The organism is Micromonospora sp. NPDC093244, from assembly GCF_040683695.1.
Classification (GTDB): Bacteria; Actinomycetota; Actinomycetes; order Mycobacteriales; family Micromonosporaceae; genus Micromonospora.
This window is the reverse complement of sequence record NZ_JBFBEO010000002.1, coordinates 1,566,176-1,584,760: the sequence shown is the minus strand read 5'-3', so window position 1 is coordinate 1,584,760 and position 18,585 is coordinate 1,566,176. Positions and strand designations below refer to the sequence as shown.

Genomic DNA, 18,585 nt, shown 5'->3' with positions numbered 1-18,585 from the left:
AGCGGAGGAACGATCGTCAGTTCCCGGGGTGCCCGTCGGTGGGCCGCGCCTGCGGCAGGTGCTCCATCAGCCTGGTGAGCGCACCGTTGGCGAAGGTGGCGCCGAGCGCCGATCCCGCCCCGATGGTCCAGCCCACCGGCCCGAGCGGGGTGCAGCCGAAGAACTGGCTGACCCCCGGGGTCTGCACCACGACGACAAGCACGCCGAGTGACGCCGCCGTGGATGCCAGTACGGCCGGACTGGTACCGCCGGCCAGGATGGTCTGGCCGAGCTGGGTGCCGACCAGGGAGACCAGCGCGACCGTGCCGGCCCGCCGCTGCCGACCTGTGTAGCGGGCAAGCGTCCAGCCCGTTGTCGCCCCGAGCGTGGTCGCTGCCGCCCGCAGGCTGATCTCCCGGGTGAGGGTTTCGCCCAGGGACACGTCCGGGCCCTCCAGCAGCAGGCGATCGGTGCGGTCCGACGCCGGTGGCCGGACGGCGATTGCCAGTGCGGGTGCCAGGTCGGTGAGCAGGTTGACCAGCAGGAGTTGTCGTCCGGTGAGCGCGGAACGGCCGGTCGCCGCCGCGGTGAGCACACTGAACGCGATCTCGCCGAGGTTGCCGCCGACCAGGATGCTGAGCGCGTGCCGCACCGACGACCACATCGCCCGGCCCTCGACGAGCGTGGCGATGATGGTCTCCAACCGGTCGTCGGTGACCACCAGGTCGGCGGCGGCGCGCGCCGCAGGGGTGCCCCGTTGGCCGAGGGCGATGCCGACGTCGGCCAGCCGGATCGCCGGTGCGTCGTTGGCGCCGTCACCTGTCATCGCCACGGTCCGCCCGCACTTCTGCAACGCCTGGATGATCCGTACCTTGTGGGCCGGCGTGCAGCGGGCCACCACGTCGGTGTCCGCCAGCCGCTCGGCGAGCGTCTCGTCGTCCAGTTGGTCCAACGCGCCGGCGGTCACCACCCGCTGCTCGTCGTGTTCGCTGATGGTGGCCGCGATCGCCTCGGCCGTCGCTGGATGGTCCCCGGTGATCATGATGGTGTGCACGCCGGCCCGGCGGATCCGCCGCACCGCGGGCGCGGCGCTCTCCCGCACCCCGTCCGCAAGGGCCAGGAAACCCACGAAGGTCAGACCCCGCACGTCCCCGTCGGCCACCTTCGGGTCGTTCACCTGGCATTCGGCGACGGCCAGGATCCGGTGCCCCGCCCCGGCCCGCTCGGCGAGTGCCCGTTGCAGTTCCGCGCGGCCCGCGTCGTCCAGCGGCTCCTGGCGGCCGTCGGTGCGCCGGGCCGTGCACCGCGGCAACACCGTCTCCGGGGCACCCTTGACGCTCAACAGCAGGCGACCGTCGGTCTCCCCGATGCTCGCGTGATAGCCACGGGACGGCTCGAACGGCAGCCCTCCGGCGGCCCGCCAACCGGCCGCCCCGGTCTGCTCCACCACGCCGGCGGTGGCCGCGCCCCGGCGAACGGCACGGTCCGTCTGCAACGCCAACTGCTCCGGGTCGGCCGCCGCGGGAGTGGCCCGCAGCGCGGCCGCCAGCGTCAACCGCAGCCGGTCGTCAAGGCGGTCCACCGGGGCGTACCGGTCGCCGACGCCGTCGCCGACCCCGGCGAGCAGCAACGTGCCCTCGGTGAGGGTGCCGGTCTTGTCGAAGCAGAGCACGTCCACCCGGCCCAGCGCCTCGATCGTGCGCGGATTGCGGACCAACGCGCCGTGCTCGGCGAGCCGCCGGGCCGCCGCCAGTTGCGCAGCACTCACCAGGAACGGCAGCCCCTCCGGCACCGACGCAACGGCGAGGTTCGCGGCGGTCGCCGCCGTTTCGGCAAGGGGTACGCCCCGAAGCAGGCCCGCGCCGGCCACCGCCACTGCCGAACCGGCGGCCAGCGGGATGGCTGCGCTTGTCAGAGAGCCGAGCCGGGCTTCCACGCCACTTGTCGGCGGTGCCTGCCGGACCAGCGCCAGACTGCGCCCGGCCTCGGTGTCCGCGCCGGTCGCAACGACCACGGCACTGCCGTGACCGGCGGCGACTGTGGTGCCCTCGTACAGCATCGAGTGCCGGTCGGCGACGGCGGCGGCGACCACCGGTCGGTCGGTCTTGGCTACCGGAAGCGACTCCCCGGTCAGCGATGACTCGTCCGCCTCCAACCCCACCGATTCGAGCACCCGGCAGTCGGCGGGCACCGAGTCGCCCGACTCCAGCACGATGATGTCCCCCGGGACCAGATCCTCGGCGGCGACCACCCGTTCGCCACCGTCCCGGCGGACCCGGGCGGTCACCGCCGAACGGGACAGCAGCTCCGCCAGGGACCGTTCCGTGTTGCGTTCGTGCACCGCCCCGATCAGAGCCGATCCGCCGACGACACCACCCACGAGCGCGGCGTCGACAAGCGAGCCGAACGAGGCGGAGAGCACCGCCCCGGCGGCCAGCACCGGGGTAAGCGGGTTGGACAGCTCGTCCACGAAGGCGCGCAGCAGGCCACCACGTCCGGGAGCGGCATCGCCGTTCCCGCCGGAGTCGTGGCGCCGGTGCCGCGCCTCCGCGCTGGACAGGCCGTCGCGTGTGGTCCGCAGGTGGTCGAGGACTGTGGTGACGGGCATCAGGTGCCAGGCGGTCGCCACCGGTGCCGGGGCCTCCGACCGGTCGTGCAGCCGGCGGGCCTGCCAGACCCCGTTCGCGAAGGCCAACCCGGCCGCTCCGCTGCTCGCGACGAGCGACCGTTGGGGCAGGCGGGCCGGCGGCGCGGTGAGCGCTCCGAGCGCCCCCAGACCGGCGCCCGCCATGGCCAGCCGGATGTTCTGCTGGGCCGTTCGCCGGGCCACCCCGGTCGCCTCGATCACCAGGGCGACCAGCCGCAGATCGTCGCCGACAAGCAGGTGCGCGCCCCACGGCGGCAGGTCCTCAGGTGGGGCGAACCCGAGACCGCAGTCGGACGCGCCGAGCGCCCTGCGGTCCGCGGACACGAGCATGACCACCGCGCCGTCGCGCTGCAACGCGCGGACCGACTCGCACAGCCGGTCACCTCCGGGCAGGATCGCGTCGGCGAAGCCGTGCCGCTGCTCGTCGCCCCCGGCCACCACCAACCGCAGGCCGGCCTGGCGGGCGGCGGTCGGCAGCCCGTCGACGCCCGGGGCGGGTTCCGGCTCGACCCGCAGCAGCGCGGCGAGCCGGTCGTCGTGGGACAGGCCGAGCAACTGCCCGTTGGCGGCGCGCAACCGTTCCACGTCGGGGATGTCGCCGGTTGGTGGATGGTCCAGCGGCTCCAGTCGCCAACCGTCGACCGACCGCGAGCCGCCCGGATCGTCCGGGTCGAACAGCGCGAACGCCCGCTCCGCCACCTGGTCGACGTCCGCTCCCCTCGCCGGGGCCAGGTCGGCCAGTACGCCCCGGTCCGAGCCGAGCACCGCGGCGTCCAGCACGAGGGTGTCGATCCGGTCCAGTTCCCGCAGCACCCCACGGTCCATCGCGATCACTCCGCGCCGGGCGAGGATCCGACCGAGCTGCGCCGCGTACCCCTCTCGCCCGCTGCCCGGGGCCTTGGGCAGTGTGGACAGGCCCAGCGCCGCCGCCCTCTTGAGGCCGGCGAACGGTATCGCCGCAGCTCCGGCCGCCACACCCGCGGCGAGCGCCCGATCGATGTACCGCTCGACCGGTCCCTGCGGCTTCGGCCGGGGACGGTCGGACACCGGCCACCTGGCGACGGCCCGCTCCGGGTCCCCTGTCAACCGTGGCTCGGCCTTCTCCCAGGCGCTGAGTTCGGCCCGGTCCTCGCCCCACTGCACAAGCCGTTGGGCGCTGTCGAGGATGAGACCGGGCCAGCGGCCGGACAGGCCCTGCACCACCGCCTCGGCCAGCGGGAAGAGGACATCCGCGCGGGGATCCGAACGCAGCGGTTTGCCGAGCAACGCGTGCAGCTTGGGTTGCAGGTCCACCGCCGCCAGCAGGCCGGCCGCCTCGCCGGGCAGCGGTGCGAACGGCAGGATCCTGGTCGCCGCCCAGAGGCCCAGGCCCAGCGCGTCCGAGGCGAGCGCGCCGAGGGTGCGGGGAGTGTGCGGCCCCTCCTCGGGCGGGTGCGGCGGCGGGATCTCCGGGTCCGGCTCGTGGTCGCAGGTGCGTTCGACACGGCTGATGGTGGCGATCAGGTCCCGCAGCTTGGGCTGCGGAGACTGCACGGCGACCACAACCCGGCCGGACGGGGCGTTCACCCGCGCCCAGGCGACCCCGGGCATCCGCTCCAGCGCGCCCTCCACCTGACGGGCGAGCTGGTCGCCGCCGTCCTGGCAGACACCGTGCACCTCGATGTGGTGGCGACCCGGCCGTGACCAGACCCGACGCCGGGTCAGCCCGACCTGCCGGGCGACCCGGGTCGCCGCCGCCCCGACGGTCCGGGACGCCTCGCCGACCAGGTGCGGCACACCGATGGACGGGAGGATGCGTCCCGCTGCGCGACCCGCCGCCGTCATCGAGGCGTACGGCTGGACGGACGCCGGCCCGGCTCCCTGGTGCTGCTGGTGCTGACCTCCGCCATCTCGCCCTCCCACCGCCCTCACGTCCGGCGGCCTGGCTTCCCGACCTGCCGTCCGTTATGCCCTCGCCGCAGCGGAAGTTTCCGCCGTCGTCGGCGCATGGACGAGATGGGCTGTGGAATTCGGCGACTGTCACCGGACATGGGGAGGCCGGAATGAGCGCACTCAGCCGACACCTGAACGGGCCGCGCGAGAACGTCAGGATGTACAGCCGACGGATGGACCTGCCGATGCTCGGCGAGATGGCGGTGCCACCGCCGGACCGGATCGCCTACTACGCCGGAATCGGGGTGCTCGTCGCGCTCCAGGTCATCGAGTGGCCGCTCGCCCTGGCGATCGCCGCCGGGCATCTCCTCACCGACCAGCACTTCTCCGGCCTCGTCGGCGGCATCGGCGAGGCGTTCAAGGAGGCCTGACGAGAGCTGGGTCACCGCCGGGTTGACATGAATCCGGGTTGAGGTCGCAGGCTCGGTGCATGCCGAGTCCCACCACAGTCGTCGCCGTACCGGCCGCGCCCGGTCTGTTCGCACCCCGGCTGCGGGCGATGACAGTGGGCAGCGTCGCGTTGATCTCGCTGCTCGCGTTCGAGGCGCTGGCGGTCGGCACGGCGATGCCGACTGTCGCCCGCAGTCTGGACGGGCTGGCCCTGTACGGGATCGCGTTCGGGGGACCGTTCGCCACGAACGTGCTGGCCATGGTGGTGTCCGGCATCTGGTGCGACGCCCGAGGACCCCGGGGACCGATGTGGCACGGCGTCGCCTGGTTCGTTGTCGGACTTCTGATCGCCGGGACCGCGCCGGTGATGGGCGCGCTTGTCGTCGGCCGGGTGGTGCAGGGCTTCGGCTCGGGGCTCCTCGCGGTGGCGCTCTACGTGATCGTCGGACACGCGTACCCGCAGGACCTGCACCGGCGGATCTTCGCCGCGTTCGCGGCGGCGTGGGTCGTACCGTCGCTGGTCGGGCCGGCGGTGGCCGGCCTGATCGTCGAGCACCTGAACTGGCGGTGGGTCTTCCTGGCGGTGCCGGCGGTGGCCGTGCCGGCTGTCCTGCTGATCCACCCCGGCCTGCGGTCGCTCGGTCAGTCGGTGCGGACCGGGGTGCCGGCGGGTGCGGCGGTGCGGATCGGTTGGGCGTGCGGGGCGGCGGTGAGCGCCGCACTGCTGCACATCGGGGGGCAGCAGCGCGGCGTCACCGCTCTGGCGCTTGTCGCGGTGGCGGTGGCCGGCTTGCTGGTCTGCGCCCCACGTCTGCTGCCGGCCGGTTTCCTCCGGGCGGCCCGCGGCCTGCCCACGGTGATCGGGCTGCGAGGGTTGGCCTCGGCGGCGTTCGTCGGCGCCGAGGTGGTCATCCCGTTGATGCTCTCCCGGGAGCGGGGCCTGTCGCCGACCGGCGCCGGGCTGGTCCTCACGGTAGGCGCGCTGGCCTGGTCGGTGGGTTCGTGGATCCAGGGCAGGATTCCGGTGCCGGCGTCCCGTGCCAGCCTGCCCCGCGCCGGGTTGAGCTGCATCACCGTCGGTACCGCCACTGTGGCGCTTGCCGTACGGCCCGAGCTGCCGGTGGCCGTCGCCGTGCTGGGCTGGGCGGTCGCCGGTCTCGGCATGGGGCTGCTCTACCCGTCGTTGTCGGTGCTCACCCTCGAGCTGTCCGCTCCCGGCGAGCAGGGCCGTAACAGCTCGTCGTTGCAGCTGGGCGACTCGCTCTTCGCGGCGACAGTCCTGGCGCTCACCGGTGCGGTGCTGGCCGTCGGCAGCGCGCCGGGCCCGGCCAGCTACGCGTCGACGCTGGCGGTCGCCGCCGGCCTGGCGCTGCTCGGCACGCTGCTGGCGGGACGGGTCGTGGTGCGCGCGAGCGCGTAGCGGAGTTGGTGATCCGCAGATTCGGCACCGTCCGACGCCTTTCGGCCGGGAGGATGGCTGGCGATGAGTTTCCTGACCGTGCTGCCGCTGGCCGTGGTGATGGTCGCCGGCACCAAGGTGGTCGTGGCCGTCTTTCTCGCCTCGTCGGATCGGCCCCGGGCCGCGTCGCTGGGCTTCCTCCTCGGCGGCGGGCTGGTGGTGACCATCGGGGTGACCGCGAGTTGGCTGCTCACCCGACTGGTGGGCGGTGTGGCCAGCGACGCCGGTGCCTTCGCCGGCCGCGTCGACCGGGGTCCCGCCATCGACGTGGTGGTGCTCGTCCTGCTGGTCGCCCTCGCCGCTGTGGTGTGGCTGCGGCGGCACCGGGCCGGGCCGCCACGATGGCTGGGGGACCTCGGGCACGCCGGGCCGGCCCGGGCGGCGCGACTCTGCGCGCTGCTCTTCGTGGTGACGCCAAGCGACGACCTGACCATGGCCGCGGTGGGCGCGAGCGTCGCCCGGCACGACCTGCCCTGGTGGAACCTGCTGCCGTTCGTGCTGGTCACGGTGGTACTCCTCGCCCTGCCGCTGCTGGCGCTGCTGCTCCTCGGGCCGCGCGCCGTGCGGTCGCTGACCCGGATGCGGCAATGGGCCGAGGGGCACTCCTGGGTGGTCGACGAGGTGCTCATCGGTTTCTTCGCGCTGCTTACAGCCGTGGACCTGGTGCGCTCGGGGTGACCCGCCGACACGTACGGGGGAACCGGGCGGAGATGAGAGCTGCGACCGTTCACGTTCGCCTTACCGTGACGGCATGTTCGCTGTCGTCACCACGGTGATCCTCTACGTCTTCGGCTTCGTCTTCCTCTACGGCGTGATCCGGTTGGGTGTCCGGCACGCGCTCGAGGATCTGGAGCTTCAGCGGGCCAAGGCCCGGCGCGAAGAGGAGCTGGCGGCTGCCCGCGACCGTTCCTTCATGCGCGACAACGCGTTCCTGGCGGGCAGTTGAGTCCCGGTACGGGGGTGACGTCCGAGGGCGGCCCGGGAGTCGCCGGGCGGTCCGTCGCGGCAGATGCGAGGATCGCACCCGTGATGGGAACGCTGAAGACCGAACCGGCCCGTGCCCGCCTCGACCTGCTCGCCCCTCCGGTCGCGGAGGCCATCGCGCAGTGGCCCGCCGAGGCGCCGGTGGACGTCGACGACGTGCTTGTCGCCCCGATCGACGCCGAGCTCGCCGACACCGCCGCGTTCTGTGCCGCGTACGAGGTGGGGCTTGACGTGTCGGCCAACTGCGTCGTGGTGGCGGGCAAGCGTGAGGGCGTGGTCCGCTACGCGGCCTGCGTCGTCCTGGCCACCACCCGGGCCGACGTGAACGGGGTGGCCCGCCGCGCGCTTGACGTCCGCAAGGCCAGCTTCGCCCCGATGGACGATGCGGTGGAGCTGACCGGCATGGAGTACGGGGGCATCACCCCGATCGGACTGCCGGCGCAGTGGCCGATCCTGGTGGACTCGCGGGTGATCGCCACGCCGCACGTGATCATCGGATCCGGCGTACGCCACAGCAAGATCGCACTGCCGGGGCCGGCGCTTGGCGCGCTGCCCGGTGCGCAGGTGGTGGAAGGGTTGGCCCGACCGGCCTGACCAGGCATCGGCGTCGATACCGTTGCACGTGAAACATCACAACTGTCGATGGGGTCAGTTGGCGGCGGCCTCGCGCTGCTCGACCTCGGCGAGTGCGGCGAGCAGCGTCTGCACCTCCTGCGCACCGGACACCGCGTACTTCCCGGCCAGCACGAACATTGGGACGCCTGTGATGCCCAGCTCGCGGGCCGTGGCCAGGTCGGCGGTGACGTCGGCGGTCCGCTCGTCCGAGTCGAGGAACCGGCGTACGTCGGCGGCGTCGAGGCCGATCCCGCCGGCGACGGCTGCCAGCGCCTCCCGCGAGCCGAGGTCGACGCCCTGGGTGAAGTGCGCCCGGTAGAGCGCCTCCACCATCTCGCCGGCCCGACCGTGCTCGGTGGCGTACGCGACCAGCCGGTGCGCGTCGAAGGTGTTGGCGATCACCGCCCGGTCGAAGTCCAGCCGCAGCCCGTCCCCCGCGGCGACCGCTGTCACGTGGTCGAACATCTGCCGGGCGCGCTCCGGCCCGCCGAACTTCGCGGCCATCGCCGTCACCAGCGGTAGGGGCTCCGCGACCGGCGACGGGTCGAGCTGGAACGGCCGGTAGCGGACCGTCACCTCGCCGTCGTAGCTGGCGAGGGCCTGCTCCAGCCGGTGCTTGCCGATGTAGCACCAGGGGCAGACGAGGTCCGCGTAGATCTCGATCTCCATGCCCGGTGGCAACTGCCAGGTCAGCCCAGTTGTTCCCGGACCTGCCGCTTGAGTCGGCCCAGGATCGCCGTGCCGCCGCGTACCCGCAGCGGACTGATCGCCTGCGCCAGGCCCATCCGCTGGTAGAGGTCGTCCGGAACGGCCAGCACCTCCTCGGCGCTCGCGCCGGCCAGCCCTTCGGCGAGGATGCCCGCGAACGCCCGGGTCGTGGGTGCCTCGGGCGGGCAGTCGAAGAGAGTCTCCACGGTGCCCTGCGGCGTCACCCGGGCGCGCAGGAAGAACGCCGTCTGGCACTCCGGCACCTGCTCCATGCCCTCGCGGTCGGCGGCGCCGTCGGGCAGCGGCGGGATGGCGTCGGAGTATTCCAGGAGCATCTCCAGCACCAGGTCGCGCGGCGCGGCGGCGAATTCGTCGACGATCTCGGCCAGTCGGGCCGGCATGTCAGCCATGCGTCGAGGCTACCGCCGGCCGTTCCTAGACCGTCGGGGACTGCTCGCTGATCTCGCTGAGCGCACTTGTCGGGTCGAGCTGCATGGCCAGGTCGCCGAGGGAGACGATCCCGACGAGCTTGCGGTCGCTGTCACAGACAAGCACCCGCCGGATCCCCCTGTCGCGCATCAGCGCCGCCGCCTCACCCGCCGTGCAGTGCTGCTCGATCATCACCACCTCACGGGTGACGATCGAGCCGATCGTGGTGGCTGCCGGCGAACTGTTCTCCGCAACGGCCCGCACCACGATGTCCCGGTCGGTGAGCATGCCGGCGAGACTGGCGCCGTCGGTGACCACCACATCGCCGATGTCCGCCTCCTTCATCACCCTGGCCGCCTCGTCCAGGGTCGTCTCCACCGGCAGGTAGACGACCTGCTTGGTCATGACGTCGCTGACCCGGTAACCGGTCATGAAAGCCTCCGCAGCGTTTGCACCCGATCGAACTGCACTACCCCGTGACGCGGCCGCTACACCAGGTTCGCACGCTCCCGATGCACCTCGTCGACGATCCGCTCGACCAGACCGTCCACAGGCAACTCCACGCGCCCGTCACCGGCCCGCTCGCGCAACTCCACGTACCCCTCGGCGAGACGGCGGCCGACCACGACGGTGCGCGGGATGCCGATCAGCTCGGCGTCGGTGAACTTGACCCCGGCCGAGACGTGCGTCCGGTCGTCGACGAGCACGCGCAGGCCGGCGGCGGCGAGACGCCCGCCGAGCTCCAGCGCCGCATCGAGCTGCGGCCCCTTGCCCGCCACCGCCAGGTGTACGTCGCACGGCGCGACCGCCGCCGGCCAGATCAGCCCCCGGTCGTCGTGGTGCTGCTCGGCGATGGCCGCGACCGCCCGGGAAATCCCGATGCCGTAGCAACCCATGGTGGGCCGGACCGGCTTGCCGGCCGGACCGAGTACGTCGACAGCGAACGCGTCGGTGTACCGGCGTCCGAGTTGGAAGATGTGCCCGATCTCGATGCCCCGCCTGATGGTCAGCTCGCCGTCGCCGCAGGCGGGGCAGGGATCCCCGGCGCGCACCTCGGCCGCCTCGACCGTCCCGTCGGGCGTGAAGTCCCGCCCGCAGACGACCCCTGTCGCGTGCCGGCCGGGCTCGTTCGCGCCGGTCAGCCAAGAGGAGCCGGGCACCACCCGGGGATCGACGAGGTAGCGGATGCCCAGCTTGTCGAGCACCTGCGGGCCGATGTACCCGCGGACCAGCTCCGGATGCTCGGCCCACCCGTCGAAGACGGCCACCTGGGCCGGCTCCAGCGCGGCGCCGAGCCGCTTCAGGTCGACCTCCCGGTCACCGGGCAGCCCTACCACCAGCAGCTCGGTCCGTTCCGCACCCGGTTGGCGGACGGTCAACACGACGTTCTTCAGCGTCTCGGCGGCGGTCCAGCCGTCCCGACCGCCGAGCCGGCGGACGTTGGCCAGCTCCACAAGGCTGGCGATGGTCGCGGTCTCCGGGGTGTCGTGCACCTCGACGGCCGGCTGCGTGGCCGGGTCGCCATCGGTGGGCGCCCGGGTGACCACCGCCTCGGTGTTCGCCGCGTAGTCGCAGGCGGTGCAGCCGACGAAGGTGTCCTCACCGACAGGCGTCGCGGCGAGGAACTCCTCCGACGCCGAGCCGCCCATCGCGCCGGACATCGCGTGCACCACCGCATAGTCGAGCCCCAGCCGATCGAAGATCCGCTGGTACGCCACCCGGTGCCGCGCGTACGCCTCCCGCAGCCCGGCGTCGTCCAGGTCGAACGAGTAGGCGTCCTTCATCAGGAACTCCCGTCCGCGCAGCAGACCGGCCCGGGGCCGCGCCTCGTCGCGGAACTTCGTCTGCACCTGGAACAACGTCACAGGGAAATCCCGGTACGAGGTGAACACGTCCTTGACCAGCAGCGCCGCCATCTCCTCGTGGGTGGGCGCCAACAGGTGCTCGGCACCGCGCCGGTCGGCGAGGGTGAAGATGTCGTCGCCGTACTCCGTCCACCGGCCGCTCGTCCGGTACGGCTCGGCGGGCAGCAACGCCGGGAAGTGCACCTCCTGGTCGCCGATCGCGGTCAGCTCGGTGCGGACGATCTCGGTGATCCGGTCCAGCACCAGTTTGCCCAGCGGCAGCCACGTGTAGCCGCCCGGTGCGGCGCGGCGGATGTAACCGGCGCGCAGGAGAAGCCGGTGACTCGGCACCTCCGCGTCGGCCGGATCCTCGCGAAGGGTCCGCAGCAACAGGGTCGACATGCGTAGCAGCATCCGCGCAGCCTACGACCGGTGCGGCAGCGTGAGCGATCCATTTCGGTCCCAGCCCGCCCACCACGGCAACCATCGGCGTCCGAACCCGCCGGGTGCTGGCCGCGGTCCTCTCCGCACTGTCATCCCGGGCCGGGAAGCCGACCCTCGCAGCGCACGTCCGGGTCGACCATCTGCCGCCGGGGCATCATCCAGTCCAGGGCTGTCTCCTCCACCGGCCAGCCGCGTACCGACACCAGGCTGTACGGCACCTGCGCCGCCTGCGGGCAGAGGACCTGCGACTCGACCTGGCCGTTCGGCAGGAACCGCACACGGCCGCTCTGGTCCAGCACGATCGTCGACGTGTCGGTGACCGTGATGAGCGAGCCGAGCACCACCTCCAGACCGGCCCGGTCGGGCGGCGACGGAACCGCGTCGCTCACGGGAGCCTCGGCGGCCTTCTTCGGGTCGACCTCGATCGCGGCGATGGGCAGCAGCGGCACCCTGAGGAAGACCGCTCCCATCACCACCGGGAGCACGGCGGCGACAGTGAACGCCAGCCCGTGGGTCAGCGCCGGGGCGATCCAGCCGGGGATCGGGCCGGTGAGCAGCAGGGTGGCGGCGGGCGGCACCGCGAGCAGCGCCGCCGTGGACAACTCGCCCTCCTGGACCGCTGTCCAGATCGCCGGAGCCAGGACGCTGTACGCGAGCACCGCCGCCGCCACCGGCAGCGCCACTGTCACCACCAGGATCCGGGTCGGCTGGTCCGGGTGCAGGTAGCGGGTCCGCAGCGCGAGCAGCCAGAGACCGAGCATCAGCAGCGACGGCAGGAACCGCAGCTGCCAGGTGAGGGCCCCCAGCGCGACGGCCGCGCTGATCACCCAACCGGGGGTACGCGCGGTCCCCGAGGCCAGCAGCGACCGTTCCGGGTCGAAGCGGTCAGGGGCGCTGAGCCGGAGCAGTCGCCCGAGCACGCCGAACGCGAGCACCACCACGGGGAACGCCCACACCAGGGCGATCAGCAGGGCGCTCAGCAGGCCGAGAGGGCTGACGTACTGCACCAGCAGCAGCATCGTCGACATGTCCTGTCGGCTGAGCTGCCACAGCCGGAGCACCAGGAGCAGGACGGGGAACGCGGGCAGGAGGGTCAGCAGCCACTGCTGCGCCTGCCGCGCCCCCGCCATCCGGCGCGGTTTGCCGTCACCGAGGTCGGTGGCGATCCGGGGTGCGCCGGCGCCGGCAGCGCGATCCTCTCCCACGGCCACTGCCGCACCTCCACCTTCCGAGCCTCGGGTTGCTCCTGCTCCGCGACCGGCTGCCCGGGGTTGTACTGCTGCTGCCAGCGGAGGTTGGCGTTGTACGCGTTCTCCCAGGTCGCGTTCTCCTCGTCGTTCGCCGACGTGTACAGCGCGAGGTCGACCAGGTCGCGGAGCGCCCGGTTGGGGCCGGTGTTGACACCCCACCGCTCCTGGGGGGACGAGCCGATGTCCCAGTGCCGCAGCGGCTTGGTGTTCTTCAGGACGACCGGGAAGCGCTGACCGTCGTCGCCGGGCCGGTCGGCGGTGACGAAGCCGGCGAGGATCGCGGCGTCGGTGGTCACGGCCTCCACCTCGCCGTCGTACAACTCCTGGATGCACTCGCTGATCCGGTTCCGGCCCCTGGGCTTCGCGCCGGCCTCGGTCAGACGGTCGATCGAGGTCGAAGTGGTGAGCGAGCAGACCGACCGCCCGGCGAGATCCTGGAGGCTGCTCACCGGCCCCTTGAAGCTCTGCAGGGTGACCACCGACTGCTCGGTGTGCAGGTAGGCGGAGGAGAAGACCGCGCCCTCCTCCTCACGCTTCTTGTTGATGCTGTACGACGCGATGACGAGGTCGACGGTGACGAACCCGTCCCCGTCGCTGGCCTGCCGCCGGGCCCGGTCCTCGCTCTCGATGGGCAGGAACCGCACCTGGGAGCGGTCGAACCCGAGGAAGCTGGCGATCATGTAGGCGATGTCGACGTCGAAGCCCTTCCAGACGTTGTTCGAGAACCGCTGGGAGATGCCCGGCTGGTCGTCCTTCACCCCGATGACCAGTTGCTGCTTGCCCTTCATACCGGCCTGCTCCAGCAGCTCGTCGCGGGTCGGGGGACCCACGGCGAGCACGATCGGGACCAGGGCCGCCGCCAAGACGGCCAACGCGACGACAAGTCCCACGACCCGGATCTGGCGGGTGCGGGCGCTGCGTGTAGGTGTGGCCGGCCCGGCGGGGCTCGGCTCGCTTGCCTGACTCAACTCGGCCTCCCCGCTGCCTGGCCCCGCTGATCGGCCCTCCATTGTGGGGCCTGCGAGCGAGCCACGGCGACCCGCCGCGCGCACTCCGTCCATGGCCATGATCAACATGGGTCCGGAGCGCGCCACGCGGCTCGACCGGTGAGGACACCCGCGGATGACCTCCGCCACGTCGACCGGTCGGGGCACCGCGCGCCGCGTCCCCGGTGACAGACTGGTCGCCGCAGGCAACGGGTGGCGTGAGGGAGGCGCGGGTGCGCTGGCGCAGTTTTGTCGCGGTCGGGGACAGCTTCACCGAGGGCATGGACGACGCCTACCCGGACGGCTCGTACCGGGGCTGGGCGGATCTGGTCGCGACCCGGCTCGCCGCCGAGGTTGGCCCCGACTTCCGGTACGCGAACCTCGCCATCCGGGGCCGGCTCTTCCCGAGCGTGGTGGCCGAGCAGGTGCCCTCCGCCGTGGCGATGAAGCCGGATCTGATCAGTTTCGCGGCCGGCGGCAACGACGTGCTGCGCCGCACCTTCGACCCGGACACGCTTGTCGCCCGCTTCGACGAGGTGGTCCGGCAGTTGCGTTCGGGTGGCGCGGACGTGCTGCTCTTCCGTTTTGCCGACGTGATGGCGCGTCTGCCCGGTCAGCGCCTCGTCGCCCCCCGCGTGCAGTTGCTCAACCAGGCGGTGGGCGAGACCGCCGAGCGGCACGGCGCGATCATGGTCGACCTGTACGCCGACGACACCTTCCTCAACCCGATGCTCTGGAGTACGGACCGGCTGCACCTCTCCGCGGCCGGGCACCGGCGGGTCGCCGCGCAGGTGCTGAACGCGCTCGGGGTGGGCTGCGACGAGGAGTGGCTGATGGTCCCGCCGCATCCGGCGCCGTCGCCGTGGCTGGCCGCACGCGCCGCCGACCTGCGCTGGGCCGGGCAGCACCTCGCCCCGTGGATCAAGCGGCGGCTCACCGGCCGGTCGTCCGGCGACACGGTGACCGCCAAGCGTCCGTTGCTCGGGCCGATCGTCGACTGACGGTGCGTACCCTGCACACCGCGCCACTGCTGCGGCACACGCCCGACGGCGAACCGGTGCCGGAGTACGCCGTGCTCGTCGACGGCGACCGCGTCCAGGCCGTCGGCCCGTTGGCCGAGCTGAGCGGGGCGTACGAGGGTGTGCGGCTGCGCCGTTGGCCGGGCACGCTGGGGCCGGGGCTGCTGCACGACGGTCCGCTGCCGGCGGCACCCACCCCACGCGAGCGGGTGCACGCGCTGCTGCGGCACGGGGTGACGGCGGTGCTGGCGGAGCACCTCGCCGATCCGGCGCTGCGGGCCGCCGTCGACCGGAGCGACCTGCTGGTGCTGCCCGCACCCGTGGCGGTGACGCTGCGTCCGGGCGGGCGGGCCGACCTCGCGGTGTACGGCGCCGACGACGCCTGCCTGGTGACAGTGGTCGCGGGCCGGATCGCCCACCGCCGGGCCCGACCGCACATCACGTGGCCCGCGTCGCACCCGATGGTCGGTCAGCGGGCGGAGTTGCGGCGTAGTTTGGGGATCATGTCTGTGCCCAACGATCCTGATCCCCGCCTCCAGTCGTACGCGGACCCGCAGCGGCTGGTCACCACCGAGTGGCTGGCCGAGCACCTGGGCGACGAGGGCCTCGTGGTGGTCGAGTCCGACGAGGACGTGCTGCTCTACGAATCCGGTCACATCCCGGGCGCCGTGAAGGTCGACTGGCACCTGGAGCTGAACGACCAGGTGACCCGGGACTACCTGGACGCGAAGAGTTTCGCCGAGCTGTGTGCCGCGAAGGGCATCGGCCGGGGCGACACGGTCGTCTTCTACGGCGACAACTTCAACTGGTGGGCCGCGTACGCCCTCTGGGTGTTCTCGCTCTTCGGCCACGCCGACGTACGGCTGCTCGACGGCGGTCGGCAGAAGTGGATCGCCGAGGGTCGCGAGGTGACCCGCGACAAGCCGGCCCGCCCCCGCGCCGACTATCCGGTGCCGCAGCGCGACGACGCGCCGCTGCGGGCGTACCGCGAGCAGGTCATGGCCCACGTCGCCGCCGGCCGGCCGCTCGTCGACGTCCGGTCGCCGGGTGAGTACACGGGCGAGATGCTGCACATGCCGGACTACCCGCAGGAGGGCGCGCTGCGCGGCGGGCACATCCCGGGTGCGGTGAGCAAGCCGTGGAAGTCCGCCGCCAACGAGGACGGCACGTTCAAGTCCGCCGACGAACTGAAGGCGATCTACGCCGACCAGCTCGGGTTGAGCCCGGACGACGACGTGATCGCGTACTGCCGGATCGGTGAACGGTCCAGCCACACCTGGTTCGTGCTGCGGCACCTGCTGGGCTACCCGCAGGTGCGCAACTACGACGGTTCGTGGACCGAGTGGGGCAACCTGGTCCGGGCGCCAGTGGTCAAGGGTGACCAGCCCGGCGGCCTCGCCAACTGAGTGACCGCATCGTCCCCGCGCGGTCGTCACGGACGCGCGGGGACGGTGGTCAGCCCGCGAGGGCGACCACGCCGCGCAGGTCGCGGACGATGCCGGTGATCTCGCCGGTCTCCGGGTTCCAGCGTGCCAACCCGGCCGGGTCCAGGCGGAGCAGCACCGCGCCCCTGTTGTCCCAGCCCAGCACGGGGCAGCAGCCCTTGGCGCGGTCCCGGCCCAGGTCGAGCAGGTGGGTCACGGCACCGGTGCGCGCGTCCAGCACGGCCGCCCCCTCCGCGCCGTCCATCTCGCCGCTGACGATCCACGCCCCGGTGGCGATCCGTCCGCCGTGCAGCCAGCCCCGCCCGTAGAACTCGTTCACCTGGTACGGCGCGGGCAGCGCGTCGGCGGTGATCCGCTGTTCCGAGCGGATCGTGGCGTCGCGGGCGGTCCGGCTGCGCAGCGTCAGGCCACCCCGCTCGCCGATCATCTCGATCAGCGCGGCCTCGCGGCCGGCCGACGGGTCGGGTGCCACCACGTTCCAGGCGGACACGTCGATGGTGCTCGCCGCGTCGCTGTCCCGCTCCACCGCGTACGTCCGGTTGTCGCCGCCGACCAGCACCCGGTCGCTCGCCCAGACCACCAGCTCCAGGTAGCCGTCGAGCGGGATCCGGCGTACACCGGCTCTGGTGAGGTCGACCATGATCAGTTCGTTGGTCTGCGCGAACGCCGCCCACCGGCCGTCCGGCGACAGCACCCCCGGTTTCACGGCGGTTGCCTCGTTGCCGCCCGCGTCCCGGGTTGGCGCCAGCGTCACCACGTCCAGACCGCGTACGACACCGTCGTCGCCGAGGACCCGGACCGGTCCGACGGCGCGTCCCTCCTCGTCCAGGGGCTGGTACAGCGCCAGCGCCTGCCGGACCGGCCGCTCGGACAGCGGCACGGTCGGCGGGTCGGCGAGCCGGGCCAGCGGGTCGGGTGGGTAGGTCAGCTCGGCGGGGGGCCGCTGCACCGGACCGGCGTGGGTGGGTCCGACGGTCGGGGTCGGGGCCACCGGGCGGTCCGGTGGAGGATCGGCAGATGGTCGGAGCGCGGCCACCGTGCCGCCGCCGATCAGTGCCACGGCCAGGGCGACCGCACCGACCGCCCGCCGGGTACGCCTGGTGCGCCGCGCCCGGTCCCAGCCTGCCGTCGCGGGTTGGCTGGGCAGCACGTCCTCGACGCTGACTGTCAGAAGTCGACGGAGATCCTGCTCGTTCACGGGTTCACCTCCAGGCCTGTGGCTGCCGCGCCCGGGGCCGGCCGGGTGTCCACCGTGAGGTCCGGAGCCACCTCGCGGAGCCGGCGCAGGGCGGCGTGGCACTGGCTCTTCACGGTGCCGACGGTCACCCCCAGCGCCTCCGCCGTGGCGACCTCGGTCAGGTCCTCGTAGTAGCGCAGCACCAGGACGGCCCGCTGCCGCGGCGGCAGTTGCCCCAGCGCGTCGTGCAGCGTCAGCCGCAACGCGCCGTCCCGGTCGGGGGCCACCTGTTCCGGCGGCGCGGCGCTGAGCCGTTCGCGGCGACGGCGACGCCACCAGGACACCGCGTCGCGGTAGAGGATCGTCCGCACGTACGCGGCGGGGTCGCCGTCGCGTACCGACGACCAGCGCAGCGCCAGCTTCAGCAGGGCGTCCTGGAGGAGGTCCTCGGCCTGGTGCCGGTTGCCGCAGATCAAATAGGCCGCGCGCAGCAGCCGGTGCTGGTGGGTCTCCACGAAGGCGAGGTAGCCGTCGCGGCCGTCGTCGTTCGCCGTCGATCCCATCCGCCCCCCTTCCGGCCGCCGCGTCGCGCGTCACCTGGCAGACGCACGGGGAGCGGGAAAAGGTTGGGTCAGTTCTCCGGCCGCCCGGTCAGGTAGCGCTGGAGAGTCGGCCCGATCCAGGAGACCAGGTCCTCGGGTGTGGCGTCCACCATGGGCGGCAGGCGGACGATGTAGCGGGTGAAGGCGAGGCCGAGGATCTGACTTGCCACCAGGCCGGCGCGTCGGCCGGTCGTCCGCGCCTCGCTGTCGAACGTGGCGACGGCCGCGGCGAGCTGGTCGGCGAAGATGCCGCGCATCCGTTCGGCCGCGCCCGGGTTGGTGCTGGCGGCGCGTAGCAGCGCGACGAGCGTCTCGTCTCCCTCCCAGCGGGCGAGGAAGTGCCGGATCAGCGCCTCGCCGAGTTGCGCGGGAGGGACGGCGGTCAGGTCGGGCAGGCGCAGGTCGAACTCGGCCGCCGCCGCGAAGAGCCCCTCCTTGCTGCCGTAGTAGCGCATGACCATCGACGGGTCGATCCGGGCGTCGGCGGCGATGGCCCGGATGGTGGCGCGTTCGTACCCGTCCGCGGCGAACCGTTCCCGGGCGGCTCGCAGGATCGCCGCCCGGGTGGCGTCCGAGCGGCGGGGACGGGCGGGAGCTGTCATGTCAACGACCGTATGCCAACACCTGTTGACACGCAATCGACGGGCTTCTACCGTTGCCAACAAGTGTTTGCCA

Annotated in this window: 17 protein-coding genes; 7 read left to right on the top strand and 10 right to left on the bottom strand. The window is 72.8% G+C overall.

Translation table 11 applies throughout. From position 1 onward, the window contains the following. Positions 1-16 precede the first annotated feature (16 nt). Entirely contained in the window at positions 17-4,450 is a 4,434-nt protein-coding gene (locus AB0N27_RS17635) for an HAD-IC family P-type ATPase (protein ID WP_364370812.1), read from the bottom strand. A 218-nt stretch (positions 4,451-4,668) separates the two neighbouring features. On the opposite strand from AB0N27_RS17635, the gene AB0N27_RS17630 reads away from it, so the two are divergent. From AB0N27_RS17630 to AB0N27_RS17610, 5 genes are all read left to right on the top strand, one after another. Next, positions 4,669-4,929, top strand: a complete 261-nt coding sequence (locus AB0N27_RS17630; protein WP_364370109.1) for a hypothetical protein — start codon at positions 4,669-4,671, stop codon at positions 4,927-4,929. A gap of 59 nt (positions 4,930-4,988) precedes the next feature. Then, positions 4,989-6,368, top strand: a complete 1,380-nt coding sequence (locus tag AB0N27_RS17625; protein ID WP_364370106.1) for an MFS transporter — start codon at positions 4,989-4,991, stop codon at positions 6,366-6,368. Positions 6,369-6,431: 63 nt separating this feature from the next. Then, positions 6,432-7,085 (top strand): GAP family protein, encoded by a 654-nt coding sequence (locus AB0N27_RS17620; RefSeq protein ID WP_364370103.1) that lies wholly within the window; start codon positions 6,432-6,434, stop codon positions 7,083-7,085. Between the two features lie 73 nt (positions 7,086-7,158). After that, positions 7,159-7,353, top strand: a complete 195-nt coding sequence (locus AB0N27_RS17615; RefSeq protein WP_278136729.1) for a hypothetical protein — start codon at positions 7,159-7,161, stop codon at positions 7,351-7,353. A gap of 83 nt (positions 7,354-7,436) precedes the next feature. Continuing rightward, positions 7,437-7,985 carry a YbaK/EbsC family protein gene (locus AB0N27_RS17610; RefSeq protein ID WP_357992535.1) on the top strand — a complete coding sequence of 183 codons (549 nt, stop codon included), beginning with the start codon at positions 7,437-7,439 and terminating at the stop codon, positions 7,983-7,985. A 54-nt stretch (positions 7,986-8,039) separates the two neighbouring features. On the opposite strand, the gene AB0N27_RS17605 is transcribed toward AB0N27_RS17610, so the two are convergent. The 6 genes from AB0N27_RS17605 to AB0N27_RS17580 form a co-directional block, all read right to left on the bottom strand. Next, positions 8,040-8,675 carry a DsbA family oxidoreductase gene (locus tag AB0N27_RS17605; protein WP_364370098.1) on the bottom strand — a complete coding sequence of 212 codons (636 nt, stop codon included), beginning with the start codon at positions 8,673-8,675 and terminating at the stop codon, positions 8,040-8,042. Between the two features lie 20 nt (positions 8,676-8,695). Then, entirely contained in the window at positions 8,696-9,124 is a 429-nt protein-coding gene (locus AB0N27_RS17600; protein ID WP_357992541.1) for a SufE family protein, read from the bottom strand. Between the two features lie 25 nt (positions 9,125-9,149). After that, positions 9,150-9,575 carry a CBS domain-containing protein gene (locus AB0N27_RS17595; protein ID WP_354945799.1) on the bottom strand — a complete coding sequence of 142 codons (426 nt, stop codon included), beginning with the start codon at positions 9,573-9,575 and terminating at the stop codon, positions 9,150-9,152. 56 nt (positions 9,576-9,631) lie between these two features. After that, positions 9,632-11,401 carry a proline--tRNA ligase gene (locus AB0N27_RS17590; RefSeq protein ID WP_364370094.1) on the bottom strand — a complete coding sequence of 590 codons (1,770 nt, stop codon included), beginning with the start codon at positions 11,399-11,401 and terminating at the stop codon, positions 9,632-9,634. A gap of 119 nt (positions 11,402-11,520) precedes the next feature. Continuing rightward, on the bottom strand, positions 11,521-12,561 hold the full coding sequence (locus tag AB0N27_RS17585; RefSeq protein ID WP_364370091.1) for a hypothetical protein: 1,041 nt from the start codon (positions 12,559-12,561) through the stop codon (positions 11,521-11,523). Then, positions 12,525-13,649 carry a transporter substrate-binding domain-containing protein gene (locus AB0N27_RS17580; protein WP_364370088.1) on the bottom strand — a complete coding sequence of 375 codons (1,125 nt, stop codon included), beginning with the start codon at positions 13,647-13,649 and terminating at the stop codon, positions 12,525-12,527. The genes AB0N27_RS17585 and AB0N27_RS17580 overlap by 37 nt, the downstream gene beginning before the upstream one ends. Before the next feature lie 251 nt (positions 13,650-13,900). Between AB0N27_RS17580 and AB0N27_RS17575 the strand changes: the two genes are divergently transcribed. Together AB0N27_RS17575 and AB0N27_RS17570 are read left to right on the top strand one after the other, a co-directional pair. Further along, positions 13,901-14,668: an SGNH/GDSL hydrolase family protein gene (locus tag AB0N27_RS17575; RefSeq protein WP_364370085.1), complete on the top strand. Its 768-nt coding sequence runs from the start codon at positions 13,901-13,903 to the stop codon at positions 14,666-14,668. Positions 14,669-15,189: 521 nt separating this feature from the next. After that, the gene (locus AB0N27_RS17570; protein WP_364370808.1) at positions 15,190-16,092 is read left to right on the top strand and encodes a sulfurtransferase; all 903 of its coding nucleotides are present in this window, start codon (positions 15,190-15,192) and stop codon (positions 16,090-16,092) included. A gap of 49 nt (positions 16,093-16,141) precedes the next feature. Here the strand turns inward: AB0N27_RS17570 and AB0N27_RS17565 are convergent, their stop codons facing one another. From AB0N27_RS17565 to AB0N27_RS17555, 3 genes are all read right to left on the bottom strand, one after another. Further along, on the bottom strand, positions 16,142-17,329 hold the full coding sequence (locus AB0N27_RS17565; RefSeq protein WP_364370082.1) for a hypothetical protein: 1,188 nt from the start codon (positions 17,327-17,329) through the stop codon (positions 16,142-16,144). Beyond that, positions 17,326-17,871 (bottom strand): SigE family RNA polymerase sigma factor, encoded by a 546-nt coding sequence (locus AB0N27_RS17560; RefSeq protein ID WP_364370079.1) that lies wholly within the window; start codon positions 17,869-17,871, stop codon positions 17,326-17,328. The genes AB0N27_RS17565 and AB0N27_RS17560 overlap by 4 nt, the downstream gene beginning before the upstream one ends. 68 nt (positions 17,872-17,939) lie before the next feature. Continuing rightward, a complete protein-coding gene (locus tag AB0N27_RS17555) occupies positions 17,940-18,512 on the bottom strand; it encodes a TetR family transcriptional regulator (protein WP_364370076.1) in 573 nt (190 codons plus the stop codon). Positions 18,513-18,585 lie beyond the last annotated feature (73 nt).